This window comes from Ralstonia soli, from assembly GCF_023955655.1.
GTDB classification, from domain to species: domain Bacteria; phylum Pseudomonadota; class Gammaproteobacteria; order Burkholderiales; family Burkholderiaceae; genus Ralstonia; species Ralstonia soli.
On the sequence record NZ_JAMXHT010000003.1, the window covers coordinates 475,602 to 491,156 of the forward strand.

Here is a 15,555-nt window from a genome sequence, read left to right on the forward strand (position 1 = left end):
CTTGCTGCCACAGTAAGGAGCCATGTGCTGCCCGTAAGACCCGCACAGCACCATGGGAAAGTTTGTCGTAAGCTAATGTGATCCGTTCGGGCGGCAATCCGATGGCCGCCCCGATCTAGTGCACGCTAGGGAGGCATCGACATGTTTTTCCAACAGGCGATCGACCGCAAACTCGAACAGTGGATCAAGGACATCCGCGAGTCAGCCAACCTTCCGGTGCGCGTGCGGTTATGGAACGGCGATCAATACGAACTGGGCCGCTTTGAGCAGCCGCGCGTCACGCTGACCGTGCGCGAAGCCAGCGCCCTCCCCCTGTTGCTTGCCCCCACGCTCAACAACCTCGGCGAGGCCTACGTCCAGGAGAAGATCGACCTGGACGGCAAGCTCGCCGACATCATCAACGTCGGTTACGGCCTGGCTGCCGCGGCAGCCACCAGCAGCGGCAATGCGCTGGCCCGTGTGGTACGCCACTTCGCCCACACGAAGGAAGGCGACAAGGAATCGATCCAGTACCACTACGACGTCTCCAACGACTTCTACAAGCTGTGGCTGGACCAGAACATGGTCTACTCGTGCGCCTACTTCGAGAACGGCAACGAAACGCTCGACGAGGCACAGCTCAAGAAGATCGACCACATCCTCACCAAGATCCGCCTGCAGCCCGGGCAGACGCTGCTCGACATCGGCTGCGGCTGGGGCGCGCTGGTGCTGCGTGCGGCGCAGAAGTACGGCGCGCGGTGCCTGGGCGTGACGCTGTCGCAGAACCAGTACGAGCTCGCCACCGAACGCGTGCGCGCGGCCGGCCTGCAAGACCAGATCGAGATCCGCATCCAGGACTACCGGGATCTGTCCGGCCAGTTCGACCGCATCACCAGCGTCGGCATGTTCGAACACGTGGGGCGCAAGAACCTGCCGGGCTATTTCCGCCGCATGCACGACCTGCTGGCCGACGGAGGTGTCGCCATGAACCACGGCATCACGTCGTCCGATACCGCCGGCGGTGAAAGCTCCATGGGTGGCGGCGATTTCATCGATCGCTACGTCTTCCCGCAGGGGGAGCTTCCGCACATTTCGCTGGCGCTGTCCGCCGCGCAGGACGGCGGCCTGGAGGCGCTTGACGTCGAAAGCCTGCGCCGCCACTATGCGCGCACGCTCGAGCACTGGGCCGAGCGCTTCGAGACCAACGGCGAAACCATCCGCGCGCTGGTCGGCGAGAAGAAATACCGCATCTGGCGCGTCTATCTGGCTGGCTGCGCACACGCCTTCGACGCCGACGAGATCTCGATCTTCCAGACCGTCCTGCAGAAGGCCGGCCAGTCGGCGACGTCGATCCCGTGGTCGCGGCGCTATATCTACGCTTGATCATTTGACCGCCAGCGCCCCCATCGACGACCTGTTCGGCGCGCCGCAAGACGACACTGCGGCGGCCCAGCCTGCTAAACCCAAGCGTTCTCCCGCCCGTCAGGGTGTGCAGCCGGCCGTGGTGTCGTCCGAGGTGGCTGCACTCGCGCAGCGCCTGCCGCGCGGGCTTCGCATCGGCACTTCGTCGTGGTCCTATCCCGGTTGGGACGGGCTGGTGTATGCGGGCGAATATTCCGATTCGATGCTCGCGCGCAAAGGTCTGGCGGCCTACGCCCAGCACCCGCTGCTGCGCACGGTCAGCATCGACCGCGGCTTTTACTCGCCGATCCCGCTGGCGGACTATGTGGCCTATGCCGCCAGCGTGCCGGACGATTTCCGCTTTGCCGTGAAGGCGCCCTCCGCCGTGTGCGATGCGTGGATCCGCGAATCGGACGGGCGCGGCCGCATGGCCAATCCGGCGTTCCTGAATGCAGAATTCGCTGTGCGTGATTTTGTCGATCCGGCCACGCGCGGGCTCGGCATGCGCTGCGGGGCGCTGGTGTTCCAGCTTTCGCCGCTCGGCGCGCTGGCCGAAGATGCCACCGGCTTCGTGGAGCGGCTCGAAGCGTTTCTGGCCGCGCTACCGCCGCTCGACCCGCAGCTCAATCCTGATGCGGTCTATGCCGTGGAGCTGCGCGACGCCACGCTCCTCACGCCGCGCTTCATTAAGATGCTGCGTGCGGCCGGCGTGCGCTACTGCGTTGGCCTGCACGAGCGGATGCCTGCAGTCGATCGGCAAGCCGCCGCGGTTGCCCTGCTGGATGAAGGTGCGGGCGGCCCGCTCGTGGTGCGCTGGAACCTGAACAGCCGCTACCGCTACGCGCAGGCCGAGGCGGCGTACAAGCCGTTCGACAAGCTCGTCGATGAAGACCCGTTCTCGCGCGAGACACTCGCCGACATGGCGGTGGCCGCACTGGCTGCCGGGCGCAAGGTGACGATCCTGGTCAGCAACAAGGCCGAAGGATCGTCCCCGCTGTCATGCATCAAACTGGCCGAGGCCATCGCCGCGCGCCTGCCGGCGGACGCAGGGTAGCCCCGGCCCGCACTTACCCTTGCAGGCGGTGCGCGAACTGCTTGCGGAACTTCGACACCTTGGGCGAGATGACGAACGCACAGTAGCCCTGTGCCGGATGGTCGCGGAAGTAGTTCTGGTGCTCGTCTTCGGCGCGCCAGAAAGTCACCTTGCCGTCGGTGGCATCCACCAGTTCCGTAACGATCGGGGCTTCGAAGATATCGCTGGCGCCCAGCTCGGCAATGGCGACGCGAGCCGTCTCCAATTGCTCGGGTGTTTGCGCGAAGATGGCCGAACGGTATTGCGGCCCGACATCGTTACCCTGCCGATCGGGCGTGGTCGGGTCGTGGATGGCGAAGAAGATGTCGAGAATCTCGCGGTACGGAATCACGGCTGGATCGAACTGCACGGCGACCACTTCGGCGTGGCCGGTGTTGCCGTTGCAGACGGCGCGATAGCTGGGGTGATCGACATGGCCGCCGGCATAGCCGGACACCACGCTGTGCACCCCCTGCACCTGCTGGAAGACAGCTTCCAGGCACCAGAAGCAGCCTCCGCCCAGCACGGCGGTTTCAAATTGACGGTCTTGTTGGGTTTCCACGTTCTTCTCCTGAGTCTGCTTCCAATGTTGGGGCCGGCGCGCCAGCCACAATGGCTGGCCGTTTCGTCACTGCATGCTCTTGAACAGAATGGCGCCCATTCTGGCAATGGCGGTGTTGCTTTGCGCCGTGGTCGCCTTGGTATGGGTGATGTAGATGGAAACCAGCAGCGGCTTTTTTTCACTCGGATAGACGACGGCAACAATCGAGCGGGACCCATATCCCCCCGCCCCGGTCTTGTCGGCAATTTCCCAGCCGGAAGGCAGCGATTTCCTCAACAAATCATCAGCGACCTTGTCGTTGATCATCCAGTGCTTCAGCTCGGATTTCGAGGCTTTGGACAGATGATCGCTGAAGAAGATCTGATCCAGGCTGCGGACGGCGGCCACCGGCGTCGTGGTATCACGAGGGTCCCCAGGGGTGCCTTCGTTCAACTCGGGCTCCTTGCGGTCCAGGCGCGTTTTCTGGTCGCCGATCGATCGCATGAACCGGTTGAAACCATCCACGCCACCAATGTTCTCCAACACCTTGTTTGCCGCTGTGTTGTCGCTGTAGCTCACGGCAGCCTCGCATAGCTGCGCGTTGGAGACCGTCTGCGGGGCAAGCCGCTTTTCGGTGATGGGCGAATAGGTCACCAGATCCGTCTTGGCAATGGTCGTGGCGTCGCTCAATGCCAGCGCCTTTTGGTCGACCTTTTCCAGCAGCGCGGCACACAGATAGGCCTTGTGCGTGCTGTTGATTGGAAACGCCTCATCGCCTCGATAACTCCAAGTCATGCCGGATGCCTTATCGATGACGGCGACGCCAATTCTGGCGTGCAGCGAGGCTTCCTCGGATTGGACTGCCTGCTTCAGCCAGTGCTGGTTGAACGCGTGCGCATTGACGCTGACCACGGCCAGCATTCCAGCCAGCAGGACGAAGTGCTTCGTTTTTCTTGAAATCATCAGTGCAATGTTTCCCCAAAACCATCAAGATGCAGCCACGAGTGCTGCGCATGTCACCCCAGAGGATGAAACCCAGCGCTCGGAAAAGCTGCAAGGGCAATTGAGTTTGCCCCCTCTACCTGCAAAACGTTCCGGCCGAAATATGACGTATTGATATCGCAGGCCACGAGCCGCACGGCGGGTTGGCTGCGTGTGTTGCCATTGGTCGACTGAGCGAGCGCATCCTGACATGTGCGTTTGGCAACGTATCAAGCGCCGGTCTACCAGCGACCTTCCACGCGTGTCCGTTACAATTGAGCCTTACTTTCGGTAGTTTGCATGGACCATTACGGAGCCAGCCGCACGGATGCGCGCGAGAGCGAGTCTTCTTCGCGCACACCAGCGGCACACGGCCGCGCCACCCCGCCTGATTTTGATGCCGCGCATTTCCGGCACGCCCTGTCCCAGTTTGCGACTGGTGTGACGGTGGTCACGACTCGTTCGGAGGGTGGCCCCGGCAAGCCAGCGTTCGTCGGCGTGACGGCCAGCTCGTTCAACTCAGTCTCGCTGAATCCGCCGCTGGTGCTGTGGAGCCTCGGCATGCAGGCGAACTCGTTCCCGCTGTTCCACGCCGGATCGCACTACGTGATCAATATCCTGGGGGCGGAGCAATTGGACCTGTGCAAGCGCTTCGCCACCCTCAAGGGCGACCGTTTCGCCAATATCGACTACGCCTTGAGCCCGACCGGCCTGCCGATTCTCGCGCAGTCGCTGGCGTGGTTCGAGTGCCATAACCGCAGTCGCTACCACGAAGGCGACCACGTCATCTTTGTCGGCGAAGTCGAACGCTGCGGCGTGGTCGACCCGCATGGCGCACCGCTGGTGTTCCACCGCGGGGCGTTCTCGTCCCTTACGCACGGCGGCAAGTAACGCTTCGCCGATTGCTCCGGCACTAGCCGGGCTTGGCGCGCTTGCCCGTGCCCGCCTCCAGCGGCCGCACGCCCCGCGCTTCCATCAGCAGCGCCAGGCCGCCTTCCCGATCCTTGATCGTGCGCAGAACGATGTTCGAGCGGATGTCCATCACGCCCGGCGTCTTGTACAGCCGCTCGATGATGAACTCCGAATAGTGCTGCAGGGTCGGCGCCTGCACGCGCAGGATGTAGTTGCAATCCCCGGTGATGATGTAGGCGGCCACGATCTCGGGCCAGCTCTGCACGGCGGCCATGAAGGTTTCGTGCCAGCCGGTCACGTCCTGCCGCATCGACACCTGCACGATGGCTTCCAGCTCCAGCCCGAGCGCCGCCCGACCCAGTTGCGCCCGGTAACCGGTGATGGCGCCGCCCTCTTCCAGCATCCGCACGCGCCGCAGACAGGCCGACGGCGACAGCGCCACGCGCTCGGCCAAGTCCTGATTGCTGATGCGGCCGTCCTCCTGCAAAACCTGGAGAATGCGCAGATCTGTGGTGTCGAGTTGCATCTGTCGTTGTTCTTTGCGTGATTTCGTTGATACGTTGAATTTTATGCGAATCCAACGAAACCGTACGCACGAATATGCAAACCCATTGCGCGTGGATTTCCCTATCATTTCGACACGGATTCACCGAGTTTTCTGCCCTGGAGCCGCCTTGGAACGCACTTTGTGGGACATCAGCCCCGCCCTCTCGACTGCCACGCCCACCTGGCCCGGCGACACGCCGTTTTCGCAGGAAATTGCGTGGAAGCTCGAAGGTGACTGCCCGGTCAACGTTGGGCGCATCACGCTGTCGCCGCACACGGGCGCGCATGCCGATGCGCCGCTGCACTATCGCGCGGATGGTGCCGCCATCGGGCAGGTGCCGCTGGATGCTTACCTCGGCCCCTGCCGCGTCATCCACTGTGTGGGTGTCACGCGCGTTGCGCCGGAACACGTGCGCGATGCGCTGAGCGACACGCCCCCGCGCGTGCTGCTGCGCACGTACGCCCAGATGCCGCAGACCAGGTGGGACGACCACTTTGCTGCCGTCGCGTCCGAAACCGTCGAACTGCTGGCCGCGCATGGCGTGAAGCTCATCGGCGTCGACACCGCCTCGCTCGACCCGCAGACCTCCAAGACCATGGACGCGCACCACGCCGTCGGCAAGCACGGCCTCGCCATCCTCGAAGGGCTGGTGCTCGACGACGTGCCCGCCGGTGATTACGAACTGATCGCCCTACCGCTCAAATTCGCCACGCTCGATGCGAGCCCGGTGCGCGCCGTGCTGCGCAGTCTGCCCTGATTCACAGAACACCAACGCATTCATCGCCCCCAACATCACCATGACCTTGACCCGCAACTCCTGCCTCGAACGCGACGCGGCCGACCCGATCGCCCCGCTGCGCGACGCCTTTGCCCTGCCCGACGGCGTGATCTATCTGGACGGCAACTCGCTCGGCGCGCGCCCCAAGGCAGCGCTCGCGCGCGCGCAGGAAGTCGTCGCCAATGAATGGGGCGACGGCCTGATCCGCAGCTGGAATTCGGCCGGCTGGTTCGAACTGCCGCGCCGCCTGGGCAACAAGCTGGCCCCGCTAATCGGCGCGCGTGAGGACGAAGTCGTCGTCACCGACACCACGTCGATCAACCTGTTCAAGGTGCTGGCCGCCGCGATTCGCGTGCAGCGTGAAGACGCGCCGAACCGCAAGATCATCGTCTCGGAAACGCACAACTTTCCGACCGACCTGTACATCGCAGAAGGCCTGGCCGACTTGCTGCGCGATGGCTACAAGCTGCGCCTGATCGATTCGCCGGACGAGCTGGAAGGCGCGCTCGGTGACGACGTGGCCATCACCATGCTTACACACGTGAACTACAAGAGCGGGCACATGTACGACATGGCGGCCGTCTCCGCGCTGGCGCACAAGCATGGCGCGCTGGCGATCTGGGATCTGGCGCACTCGGCGGGCGCGGTGCCGGTGGACCTGCACGCAGGCGGCGCGGATTACGCCATCGGCTGCACGTACAAGTACCTGAACGGTGGCCCGGGTTCGCCGGCCTTCGTATGGGTGGCACCGGCGCTGCGCGAGCGCTTCTGGCAACCGCTGTCGGGCTGGTGGGGTCATGCGCGGCCGTTCGCAATGGAATCGCGCTACGACGCCGGTGCGGGCATCGGCCGCTTCCTGTGCGGTACGCAGCCGATCACGTCGATGGCGATGGTCGAATGCGGGCTCGACATCTTCGCGCAGACGACCATGGCCGAACTGCGCGCCAAGTCCCTCGCGCTGACCGACCTCTTCATCACGCTGGTGGAAACGCGCTGCGCGGGCTTCCCGCTCACGCTGGCCACACCGCGGGACCACGCCGTGCGCGGCAGCCACGTCAGCTACGAACACCCGAACGGCTATGCCGTGGTGCAGGCGCTGATCGCGCGCGGCGTCATCGGCGACTACCGCGAGCCGCAGATCATGCGCTTCGGCTTTACTCCGCTGTACACGAGCTTTGCCGATGTGTGGGATGCCGTGGAAGCGCTGCGCGATGTGCTGGAAACCGGCGCGTGGCAATCGACCCAATTCAACGAACGTACGCTGGTGACCTGAGATGTCGAATCCGAATCAACCCGCAGCATCGGGCTGCCCCATGCATGCAGCGCAAAGTGAAGGCTGGCATGACGCACAGCTCGATTTCTCGAAGTCGATGAGCTATGGCGACTACCTCGCGCTCGACCAGATTCTGAACGCGCAGCACCCGCGCTCGCCGGATCACAACGAGATGCTGTTCATCGTGCAGCACCAGACCACCGAGCTGTGGATGAAGCTGATGCTGCATGAGCTGCGCGCTGCGCGTGACTGCGTGCGCAACGACAACCTGCCGCCCGCGTTCAAGATGCTGGCGCGCGTGTCGCGCATCATGGATCAGCTTGTGCAGGCGTGGAACGTGCTCGCCACGATGACGCCGCCGGAGTACTCGGCCATGCGCCCGCACCTGGGGCAGTCGTCAGGCTTCCAGTCGTATCAGTATCGCGAGATCGAGTTCATTCTCGGCAACAAGAACGCGGCGATGTTGAAGCCGCATGCGCATCGGCCTGAGCATTACGAGCAAGTGAAGGCTGCGCTGGAGACACCATCTCTGTATGACGAAGCCGTTCGCTACATGGCGCGGCATGGCTTTGCGTTTGATGCAGATTGCGTGGAGCGGGATTGGTCGCGGCCTGTGACCTACAACGCTTCAGTGGAGGCGGCTTGGCTAGAGGTCTATCGCGACCCGACGCACCACTGGGAGCTTTACGAACTCGCCGAGAAGTTTGTCGACCTGGAGGATGCGTTCCGGCAATGGCGGTTCCGGCATGTGACTACGGTGGAGCGCGTGATTGGTTTTAAGCGTGGAACTGGCGGTACGGAAGGCGTTGGCTATCTGCGGAAGATGTTGGATGTGGTGTTGTTTCCGGAGCTTTGGAAGTTGCGGACTGACCTGTGATTTTTGCTATTGGTCCATCCTTTGCTTCATCCCCTGCCGGGGCTGACTCACTTTCTTTGTCTTGCCAAAGAAAGTAAGCAAAGAAAGGCGCGCCCGAGATGGCGAAAGATTCCTTGAATTTATGTCGCAGAGAGGGAGCGCAGGCAACTCGCTTCGCTCAGACAGGCCTGCACTCTTTTTCCTCTCTGCAACAGAAATTCAAGGCGCCATCTAGGGCATCCACGGCCAAACCATCGTAGCGCTGGTGCTGTCGCGGGAGCGATCTCTGGTAGAGCGCGCGGGGCTACATGGCGGGCTCGATGACTTGGCCGAGTCGCGCTGCGAACTCTCGTAGCGCGGGCGCCAGCTCGGTGCGGATGCGCTCCGCATCGGCTACTGCGTACGGCGCGCTGCAGCTCACCACATATGGCTCGCGCTGGCTCGGGGCGAAGAACGCCACGGCACACGCGTGGATGGCCGGATGCCAGTCGCGCAGCGATACTGCGTAGCCCTCGCGTACGCCGGCTTTGACTGCATCGTCTGCTGCCGCACCTTCTGCCGCCCACTGCGCGGGCTGTTGCGTGCGCAGTGCTTCGTAAAGGCGGTCACGCTTGGCCGCAGGCAGCGATGCCAGATACGCGCGCCCCATCGAGCTCGACAGTAACGACAGCCGCGAGCCCACGCCCAAACCCGACGAGCCGCTCATCGATGGGCTGTCGTGGCGGATCGTTTCCAGATAGACCATGTCCAGCCGGTCGCGCTTGCCCAGCGAGATCGATACGCCGTACTTCTGCGCAAACGCGCTCATGTGCGGCCGCGCGAGCTGGATGACGTCGCTCGATGCGAGGTACGCAAAGCCGAGTGCCAACACACCGGCATCGAGCCCATATTTGCCGAGCGCATCGTCGTAGCGCAGATAGCCCAGCGAGACCAGCGTGCCCGCCAATCGGCTGACCGTCGCCTTGGGAAAGCCCGTGCGCCGCACGAATTCCTGATTGCCGAGCAGCGTGTCGCCGGGGCGGAACGCACGCAGCAGTTCCAGCCCCCGGGCGAGCGCGGTCACGAAGTTCGGATCGCTGGATTCAACGGGCGACGTGTCGAATTCGGCATCGGGGAGACGTGTTGTGCTCATGGCAAAAAAGCCCTGGAAATCGTCAGTAGTTGCGCTATGATAGCTCTAAATTTCGAAACTGTGTTCCGTATGTCGGAACAACGAAGACTCGGAGACTACCACCGTGACTGCTCGTAACGCCTTCAACTGGGCCGATCCCCTGCTGCTCGACCAACAACTGACCGACGACGAGCGCATGGTGCGCGACGCCGCCGCGTCGTACTGCCAGGACAAACTGATGCCGCGCGTGCTGGAGTCGTTCCGGCATGAGAAGACCGATGCGTCGATCTTCCGCGAGATGGGCGAACTGGGCCTGCTGGGCCCGACGATTCCCGAGCAGTATGGCGGCCCGGGCCTGAACTACGTGAGCTACGGCCTGATCGCGCGTGAAGTCGAGCGTGTCGATTCGGGGTACCGCTCGATGATGAGCGTGCAGTCGTCGCTGGTGATGGTGCCGATCTACGAATTCGGCACCGAGGCGCAAAAGCAGAAGTACCTGCCCAAGCTGGCCACCGGCGAGTGGATCGGCTGCTTCGGCCTGACCGAGCCCAACCACGGCTCCGACCCGGCATCGATGGTCACGCGCGCCAAGAAGGTCGATGGCGGCTACTCGCTCTCGGGCGCGAAGATGTGGATCACCAACTCGCCCATCGCCGATGTGTTTGTCGTGTGGGCCAAGCTGCCGAACGACAATGGCGAAGACGAGATCCGCGGCTTCATCCTGGAGAAGGGCTGGAAGGGCCTGAGCGCGCCGGCCATTCACGGCAAGGTCGGCCTGCGCACGTCGATTACCGGCGAGATCGTGCTGGACGAAGTGTTCGTCCCGGAAGAGAACCTGATGCCCGGCGTGCGCGGCCTGAAGGGGCCGTTCACGTGCCTGAACTCGGCGCGCTACGGCATTGCGTGGGGCGCACTGGGCGCGGCGGAAGCCTGCTGGCATATCGCGCGCCAGTACGTGCTGGATCGCAAGCAGTTCGGCCGCCCGCTCGCCGCCAACCAGCTTATCCAGAAGAAGCTGGCTGACATGCAGACCGAAATCACGCTCGGCCTGCAAGGCTGCCTGCGCCTGGGCCGCATGAAGGACGAAGGCACCGCCGCGGTGGAAATCACCTCGATCATGAAGCGCAACTCGTGCGGCAAGTCGCTCGACATCGCCCGCATGGCGCGCGACATGCTGGGCGGCAACGGCATCTCCGATGAGTTTGGCGTGATCCGCCACGTGGTGAACCTCGAAGTGGTGAACACCTACGAAGGCACACACGATGTTCACGCACTGATCCTGGGCCGCGCGCAGACCGGTATTCAGGCCTTCTACTGATTGCGCTTTGTTTTTTCGGCGAGTTGGGGCACACTCGTGCACGACTCGCCACACCCCTCGCCGCATCTCTCGCCCGTCCTGGGCACCGTTGTTCTCCTCCCCTCGCGTTATACAAGTTTGCAAATGACCGGGATACGCCGCGCCGCATGAAACGGCCGTGAGCGCGCGTCTATGCTTCGTCCCAAGTGTCGGCGGATGGTTTTGTCGCACGTCCCTCACACCGATAGAACGAGCGCGCAGTCCACACGCAGAGTGCAGCGCCACGCGAAAAAAACCATCGCGAGACAACGGTCTGGAGAATGTCAGCGCGCGTACGCCGGCACCCGCACCGATATCAAAACCAGAACAGGGCACCCTACGCAGGCGACAGAGATCAGCCGGCGCGGAGTCCTGCCAGGAGACAACCCACCATGGCTGAACAGTCCATTCCGTCGTCGACGGACCTTGGCGCCGCTGGCATCGCAGATGCGCGTGCCATTGATCGCTATTTCCAGATTTCTGCACGCGGCAGCACACAGAAGCGCGAGGTCGTGGCGGGCATCACCACCTTCATGGCGATGGTGTATGCCGTGTTCGTCGTGCCCGGCATGCTCGGCAAGGCCGGCTTCGATACCAGCGCAGTCTTCGTTGCGGTGTGTCTGACCACCGCCTTCGGTTCGCTGCTGATGGGCCTGTGGGCCAAGCTGCCGATCGCCATCGGCTGCGCAATCTCGCTCACCGCGTTCATGGCCTTCGGGCTGGTGCTTGGACAGAAGCTCACGCCGGAAGTCGCGCTGGGCGCCGTGTTCCTGATGGGGGTCGTCTTTACCGCCATCTCCGCCACCGGCGTGCGCTCGTGGATCCTGCGCAACCTGCCCTCGGGCGTGGCGCACGGCACCGGCATCGGTATCGGCCTGTTCCTGCTGCTGATCGCGTCCAACGACGTCGGCCTGGTGGTCAAAAATGCCGGCCCGGGCCTGCCCGTGGCGCTGGGCCACATCACGGCCTTCCCGGTAATGATGTCGGTGCTGGGCCTGGCAGCCATCTTCGGCATGGAGCGCCGTCGCGTGCCGGGCGGCATCCTGATCGTGATCATCGCCATCTCGGCGCTGGGCCTGATCTTTGACCCGGCCGTGAAATTCACGGGAGTGTTCGCCCTGCCCTCGCTGAGCTCGCCGGGCCATGCCTCGCTGATCGGTGCGATGGACATCCGTGGTGCGCTCTCCGCCGCCGTGCTGCCCGCCGTGCTGGCCCTGGTGATGACCGCGGTGTTCGACGCCACCGGCACGATCCGCGCCGTGGCGGGCCAGGCCGGCCTGCTCAACGAACAAGGCCACATCATCAACGGCGGCCGCGCCCTGACGGCCGATTCGATCAGCTCGATCTTCTCGGCATTCTTCGGCGGTGCTCCGGCTGCGGCCTACATCGAGTCGACGGTGGGCGTGGCGGCAGGCGGCAAGACGGGTTTGACGGCTGTCGTTGTCGGCGCGCTGTTCCTGGCCGTGATGTTCTTCTCGCCGCTGGCTGGCCTGGTGCCCTCGTATGCAACGGCGCCCGCGCTGATGTACGTCGGTCTGCTGATGCTCTCGAGCGTGAGCAAGCTGCACATGGATGACATGGTCGACGCACTGGCCGGCCTGGTCTGCGCAGTGTTCATCGTGCTGACCTGCAATATCGTCACCGGCATCATGCTCGGCTTCGCCACACTGGTGATCGGCCGCCTGGTGGCCGGCGAATGGCGCAAGCTGAACGTTGGGACCGTGGGTATCGCCGTGGCGCTGGTCGGGTTCTACGTCGGTGGCTGGGCAATCTGATCGCGCGCTGAACCGTCCTCACAAAAGACAAACCGGCCAGACCCGCAAGGGCTGGCCGGTTTTGTTTTGCGCCGCACGCTACCGTTTGCGTAGACGCAAAAAACGCCCGGCACAAAGGCCGGGCGGCAATCACACTACCAAGGAGCCGGTTACTTGTTGGGCTGCGGCGTCAGGCGCAGATACGGACGCACCACCTTGTAGCCCTTCGGGAATTTCTGCTTGAGGACCTCTTCGTCCTTCAGCGACGGCACGATGACGACGTCATCCCCATCCTGCCAGTTACCCGGCGTCGCCACGCTGTGGTACTCGGTCAGCTGCAGCGAGTCGATCACGCGAAGCACTTCGTTGAAGTTGCGCCCCGTCGAAGCCGGATACGTAATCGTCAAGCGGACCTTCTTGTTCGGATCGATCACGAACAGCGAACGCACGGTGAACGTCTCGCTCGCGTTCGGATGGATCATGTCGTACAGCTGCGAGACCTTGCGATCCGGATCGGCAATGATCGGGAAGTTGACGGTGGTGTTCTGCGTGTCGTTGATGTCGTCGATCCATTTCTTGTGCGAATCGACCGGGTCCACCGACAACGCAATCACCTTGACGTTGCGCTTGGCAAATTCGTCCTTGAGCTTGGCGGTCAGGCCCAACTCGGTGGTGCAGACCGGCGTGAAATCGGCCGGATGTGAGAACAGCACCCCCCAGCTATTGCCCAGCCACTCATGAAACTTGATGCGGCCTTCGCTGGAATCCTGCTCGAAATCGGGGGCGATATCGCCCAAACGTAGAGACATCGTGTCCTCCATACACTGATTGGGAACCACTATAGCCAGATTGCCATCCAACCAAAACGACTATAAATTCACAACAACATCACTTTTTGTCATTAGGCGCGGCATTTGCTGACGAGAGGGTGGAAGGCATGCGCACATTGCCGGACAATGACCGAGGCCTTGATCCATCGCAGCGTGCGCTGCGTGAGCGCTTGAAGTTTCGTAGCGCCCACACATATGCTAGCGAATAAGTGCGTCGACAGATTGACGATTGAACCCACCCGATACCGAGGACGCGACCATGACGAACACTTCCCCCAACCTGGCCGATTCCGTCAATAAGGAGAAACTGATGACCGACGTGAAGACTGTACTGTCCGACGCAGAAGCCCTGCTCAAGCAAGCTGCTTCCAGCAGCGGTGAAAAGGCCGCCGAGCTGCGCGAGCGTGGCATGGGCCTGCTGCGCCAAGCCAAGGAGAAGGCGCAGGACCTGCAAGACGCCGTGGTCACCAAGAGCAAGGCTGCCGCACGCGCGACCGACGACTACGTCCACGACCATCCGTGGCAAGCCGTGGGCGTGGCAGCTGGCGTGGGCCTGCTGATCGGCCTGCTGCTCAACCGCAAGTAATTCGCTGCACCCTTTCTGGCCGATGGCGCGCACCTTTTGGGATCGCGCCATCGGCCAGTTGCATTCTGGCGGTTCCATTTCGGGCATGGTCCGTGCTGCGCTCGCAGTGGCGCCGCCTGCCTCGCATCCTCCAACCACCTCATGACCGACGACACCAGCCCCAAGCTATTTGCCTCCCTGAAGACACTGGCCGGCACGGTCGTCTCGATGCTGCAGACGCGGCTCGAGCTGGCGAGCGTCGAACTGGCCGAAGAAAAAGAGCGCCTGCTCGGCACCGCCTTCCTGGGGATGCTGGGCATCAGCCTGATCGCCCTGACCATCATGACGCTGACTGCACTGGTGGTGATCCTTTGCTGGGATACCTATCGCTGGCAGTCTCTGGCCATCATGGCGGCACTGTATGGGCTGGGAGCCCTGGCGTGCCTGTGGAAGGTGCGTTCGCTGCTGCGCAGCGCACCGCCGCTGTTTGAGGCCACGCTGGCCGAACTCGACAAGGACCGGGAGATCCTGCGCCAATGACCGACCCAACCCAACAAGCACCGGCGCCCGGTACGTCCATCAACGAGGAGCCGGCGCAGCATGCACGTCACCATGTCCGCCCATCGCGCCGCGGGGCCGAAGCGCGTCTGCCCCTGAGCGTTCGAAAGGAACTGCTGCTGACCCGCGCCGCACTGGAGCGCTATGACTACGCGCAGGCCCGCAACGACGTACACCGCGCCACCAGTCGGACCTTCAGCCTCGGCGGCCTGGGTGCACTGCTGCCGAGCCTGATCCGCCCGCTGGCACGACCGAACGGTCTGATGCGCACGCTAGGTATCGCGCGCGAGTATCCGTTGGTCGGGACGGTGCTTTCGCTGGCGTATGCGGGATTGCGCCGCACCTTCATCGGCCGCATCACCCGAAAACTCGGCAAGGTGGGGCTGGTTGCCGGCGCGGCCTGGTGGGGCTACAACAAGTGGCAGGAAACCCGCGACGAACACGCCAGCCCCCAGGCATCACCGTCCTCCAGCGCGGTAGACCCGACCGAGATCATCCCGGGCAGCACCTCCTGAGGTTCGGGCACGCAGCAGAAAAGGAAAAGGCCGGAGCACTCCGGCCTTTCTCTTTGCAGCGTTATGTGTGATCAGTGCAGCGGAATCGGATGCCGCATGCGTTCCCAGCGTCGCGCCACATGCTGGCGCAAGGCTGCCAGTCCGTGCGGCTGGGTATCTGGGTCCGCCGCAGGCGGGCTGTCGACCTGCGGGGACTGCGTTGTCACATCAACGTCATGCGCCATGCGGCGTCGGCCATGCCACATCAGCACGCCGCTGGCCGTCCAGCCGATCACGAATAGCGTGTCGCCAACATGCTTGAGGGATTCGGGCGAGGTACCCGCATGGAAGATGGCGCCGAGCATATCGGGGGGCAGCTCCGCGCAGACCCACAGGAAAATCGCCGGCGCCGATGCGAAGACACCGGGTTGCCACCATGGGTGGGCCACTTGCATCTTGTCGGTCTCCATGGCGTCCTCCATCTTTTCTTCTAGTGACGACTCGATCCTATGCCTGACGTGCCTAATTGGCGACCCGCCCGCCACTGAATGCCATGTCGGATTCGTC

The 15,555-nt window shown here is 63.4% G+C and carries 17 protein-coding genes; 11 read left to right on the forward strand and 6 right to left on the reverse strand.

What is annotated here, in order from left to right:
* Positions 1–141 precede the first annotated feature (141 nt).
* Both NG900_RS09255 and NG900_RS09260 read left to right on the forward strand, forming a co-directional pair.
* Positions 142–1,362, forward strand: coding sequence for an SAM-dependent methyltransferase (locus NG900_RS09255; RefSeq protein ID WP_252679500.1), 1,221 nt, complete (start codon positions 142–144; stop codon positions 1,360–1,362).
* Positions 1,363–1,366: 4 nt separating this feature from the next.
* Positions 1,367–2,434 (forward strand): DUF72 domain-containing protein, encoded by a 1,068-nt coding sequence (locus tag NG900_RS09260; RefSeq protein WP_252679502.1) that lies wholly within the window; start codon positions 1,367–1,369, stop codon positions 2,432–2,434.
* A gap of 13 nt (positions 2,435–2,447) precedes the next feature.
* Here the strand turns inward: NG900_RS09260 and msrA are convergent, their stop codons facing one another.
* Both msrA and bla read right to left on the reverse strand, forming a co-directional pair.
* Positions 2,448–3,014, reverse strand: coding sequence for a peptide-methionine (S)-S-oxide reductase MsrA (gene msrA, locus NG900_RS09265; RefSeq protein ID WP_252679506.1), 567 nt, complete (start codon positions 3,012–3,014; stop codon positions 2,448–2,450).
* Positions 3,015–3,080: 66 nt separating this feature from the next.
* Positions 3,081–3,956, reverse strand: a complete 876-nt coding sequence (bla, locus tag NG900_RS09270) for a class A beta-lactamase (protein WP_252679507.1) — start codon at positions 3,954–3,956, stop codon at positions 3,081–3,083.
* 318 nt (positions 3,957–4,274) lie between these two features.
* Here bla and NG900_RS09275 point away from each other — a divergent pair, with 318 nt between their 5' ends.
* The gene (locus NG900_RS09275) at positions 4,275–4,865 is read left to right on the forward strand and encodes a flavin reductase family protein (protein WP_252679509.1); all 591 of its coding nucleotides are present in this window, start codon (positions 4,275–4,277) and stop codon (positions 4,863–4,865) included.
* A gap of 22 nt (positions 4,866–4,887) precedes the next feature.
* On the opposite strand, the gene NG900_RS09280 is transcribed toward NG900_RS09275, so the two are convergent.
* Positions 4,888–5,412: an Lrp/AsnC family transcriptional regulator gene (locus NG900_RS09280; RefSeq protein ID WP_252679510.1), complete on the reverse strand. Its 525-nt coding sequence runs from the start codon at positions 5,410–5,412 to the stop codon at positions 4,888–4,890.
* 148 nt (positions 5,413–5,560) lie between these two features.
* Between NG900_RS09280 and kynB the strand changes: the two genes are divergently transcribed.
* The 3 genes from kynB to kynA are packed head-to-tail and all read left to right on the forward strand — an operon-like array spanning position 5,561 to position 8,361.
* Positions 5,561–6,190, forward strand: a complete 630-nt coding sequence (gene kynB / locus NG900_RS09285) for an arylformamidase (RefSeq protein WP_252679511.1) — start codon at positions 5,561–5,563, stop codon at positions 6,188–6,190.
* A 40-nt stretch (positions 6,191–6,230) separates the two neighbouring features.
* Positions 6,231–7,484, forward strand: coding sequence for a kynureninase (gene kynU, locus NG900_RS09290; protein WP_252679513.1), 1,254 nt, complete (start codon positions 6,231–6,233; stop codon positions 7,482–7,484).
* Positions 7,485–7,524: 40 nt separating this feature from the next.
* Positions 7,525–8,361, forward strand: coding sequence for a tryptophan 2,3-dioxygenase (gene kynA, locus NG900_RS09295; RefSeq protein WP_420804138.1), 837 nt, complete (start codon positions 7,525–7,527; stop codon positions 8,359–8,361).
* A 283-nt stretch (positions 8,362–8,644) separates the two neighbouring features.
* Here kynA and NG900_RS09300 read toward each other — a convergent pair whose 3' ends face one another.
* On the reverse strand, positions 8,645–9,472 hold the full coding sequence (locus tag NG900_RS09300; RefSeq protein ID WP_252679518.1) for an IclR family transcriptional regulator: 828 nt from the start codon (positions 9,470–9,472) through the stop codon (positions 8,645–8,647).
* Between the two features lie 103 nt (positions 9,473–9,575).
* On the opposite strand from NG900_RS09300, the gene NG900_RS09305 reads away from it, so the two are divergent.
* Complete coding sequence (locus NG900_RS09305) at positions 9,576–10,769, forward strand: acyl-CoA dehydrogenase (protein WP_252679519.1); 1,194 nt, start codon at positions 9,576–9,578, stop codon at positions 10,767–10,769.
* Between the two features lie 410 nt (positions 10,770–11,179).
* On the forward strand, positions 11,180–12,562 hold the full coding sequence (locus NG900_RS09310) for an NCS2 family permease (RefSeq protein ID WP_252679521.1): 1,383 nt from the start codon (positions 11,180–11,182) through the stop codon (positions 12,560–12,562).
* 149 nt (positions 12,563–12,711) lie between these two features.
* Here NG900_RS09310 and NG900_RS09315 read toward each other — a convergent pair whose 3' ends face one another.
* Complete coding sequence (locus NG900_RS09315) at positions 12,712–13,350, reverse strand: peroxiredoxin (protein WP_252679523.1); 639 nt, start codon at positions 13,348–13,350, stop codon at positions 12,712–12,714.
* Between the two features lie 280 nt (positions 13,351–13,630).
* Here NG900_RS09315 and NG900_RS09320 point away from each other — a divergent pair, with 280 nt between their 5' ends.
* The 3 genes from NG900_RS09320 (at position 13,631) to NG900_RS09330 (ending at position 15,009) form a co-directional block, all read left to right on the forward strand.
* The gene (locus NG900_RS09320; RefSeq protein ID WP_192943539.1) at positions 13,631–13,957 is read left to right on the forward strand and encodes an ElaB/YgaM/YqjD family protein; all 327 of its coding nucleotides are present in this window, start codon (positions 13,631–13,633) and stop codon (positions 13,955–13,957) included.
* A 141-nt stretch (positions 13,958–14,098) separates the two neighbouring features.
* Positions 14,099–14,476, forward strand: a complete 378-nt coding sequence (locus NG900_RS09325; RefSeq protein WP_252679525.1) for a phage holin family protein — start codon at positions 14,099–14,101, stop codon at positions 14,474–14,476.
* Positions 14,473–15,009, forward strand: a complete 537-nt coding sequence (locus NG900_RS09330) for a DUF3318 domain-containing protein (protein WP_252679526.1) — start codon at positions 14,473–14,475, stop codon at positions 15,007–15,009. The genes NG900_RS09325 and NG900_RS09330 overlap by 4 nt, the downstream gene beginning before the upstream one ends.
* 71 nt (positions 15,010–15,080) lie before the next feature.
* On the opposite strand, the gene NG900_RS09335 is transcribed toward NG900_RS09330, so the two are convergent.
* Positions 15,081–15,458 carry a hypothetical protein gene (locus NG900_RS09335; protein ID WP_252679529.1) on the reverse strand — a complete coding sequence of 126 codons (378 nt, stop codon included), beginning with the start codon at positions 15,456–15,458 and terminating at the stop codon, positions 15,081–15,083.
* Positions 15,459–15,555 lie beyond the last annotated feature (97 nt).

What these genes read in the sequence shown, in the direction of transcription:
- NG900_RS09310 (WP_252679521.1), top strand. Translation starts at nt 11,180, where the DNA reads ATGGCTGAACAGTCCATTCCGTCGTCGACGGACCTTGGCGCCGCTGGC.
- NG900_RS09320 (WP_192943539.1), top strand. Translation starts at nt 13,631, where the DNA reads ATGACGAACACTTCCCCCAACCTGGCCGATTCCGTCAATAAGGAGAAA.
- NG900_RS09325 (WP_252679525.1), top strand. Translation starts at nt 14,099, where the DNA reads ATGACCGACGACACCAGCCCCAAGCTATTTGCCTCCCTGAAGACACTG.
- NG900_RS09275 (WP_252679509.1), top strand. Translation starts at nt 4,275, where the DNA reads ATGGACCATTACGGAGCCAGCCGCACGGATGCGCGCGAGAGCGAGTCT.
- NG900_RS09255 (WP_252679500.1), top strand. Translation starts at nt 142, where the DNA reads ATGTTTTTCCAACAGGCGATCGACCGCAAACTCGAACAGTGGATCAAG.
- NG900_RS09335 (WP_252679529.1), bottom strand. Translation starts at nt 15,458, where the DNA reads ATGGAGACCGACAAGATGCAAGTGGCCCACCCATGGTGGCAACCCGGT.
- kynU (WP_252679513.1), top strand. Translation starts at nt 6,231, where the DNA reads ATGACCTTGACCCGCAACTCCTGCCTCGAACGCGACGCGGCCGACCCG.
- NG900_RS09315 (WP_252679523.1), bottom strand. Translation starts at nt 13,350, where the DNA reads ATGTCTCTACGTTTGGGCGATATCGCCCCCGATTTCGAGCAGGATTCC.
- NG900_RS09300 (WP_252679518.1), bottom strand. Translation starts at nt 9,472, where the DNA reads ATGAGCACAACACGTCTCCCCGATGCCGAATTCGACACGTCGCCCGTT.
- kynA (WP_420804138.1), top strand. Translation starts at nt 7,525, where the DNA reads ATGCATGCAGCGCAAAGTGAAGGCTGGCATGACGCACAGCTCGATTTC.
- bla (WP_252679507.1), bottom strand. Translation starts at nt 3,956, where the DNA reads ATGATTTCAAGAAAAACGAAGCACTTCGTCCTGCTGGCTGGAATGCTG.
- NG900_RS09330 (WP_252679526.1), top strand. Translation starts at nt 14,473, where the DNA reads ATGACCGACCCAACCCAACAAGCACCGGCGCCCGGTACGTCCATCAAC.
- NG900_RS09280 (WP_252679510.1), bottom strand. Translation starts at nt 5,412, where the DNA reads ATGCAACTCGACACCACAGATCTGCGCATTCTCCAGGTTTTGCAGGAG.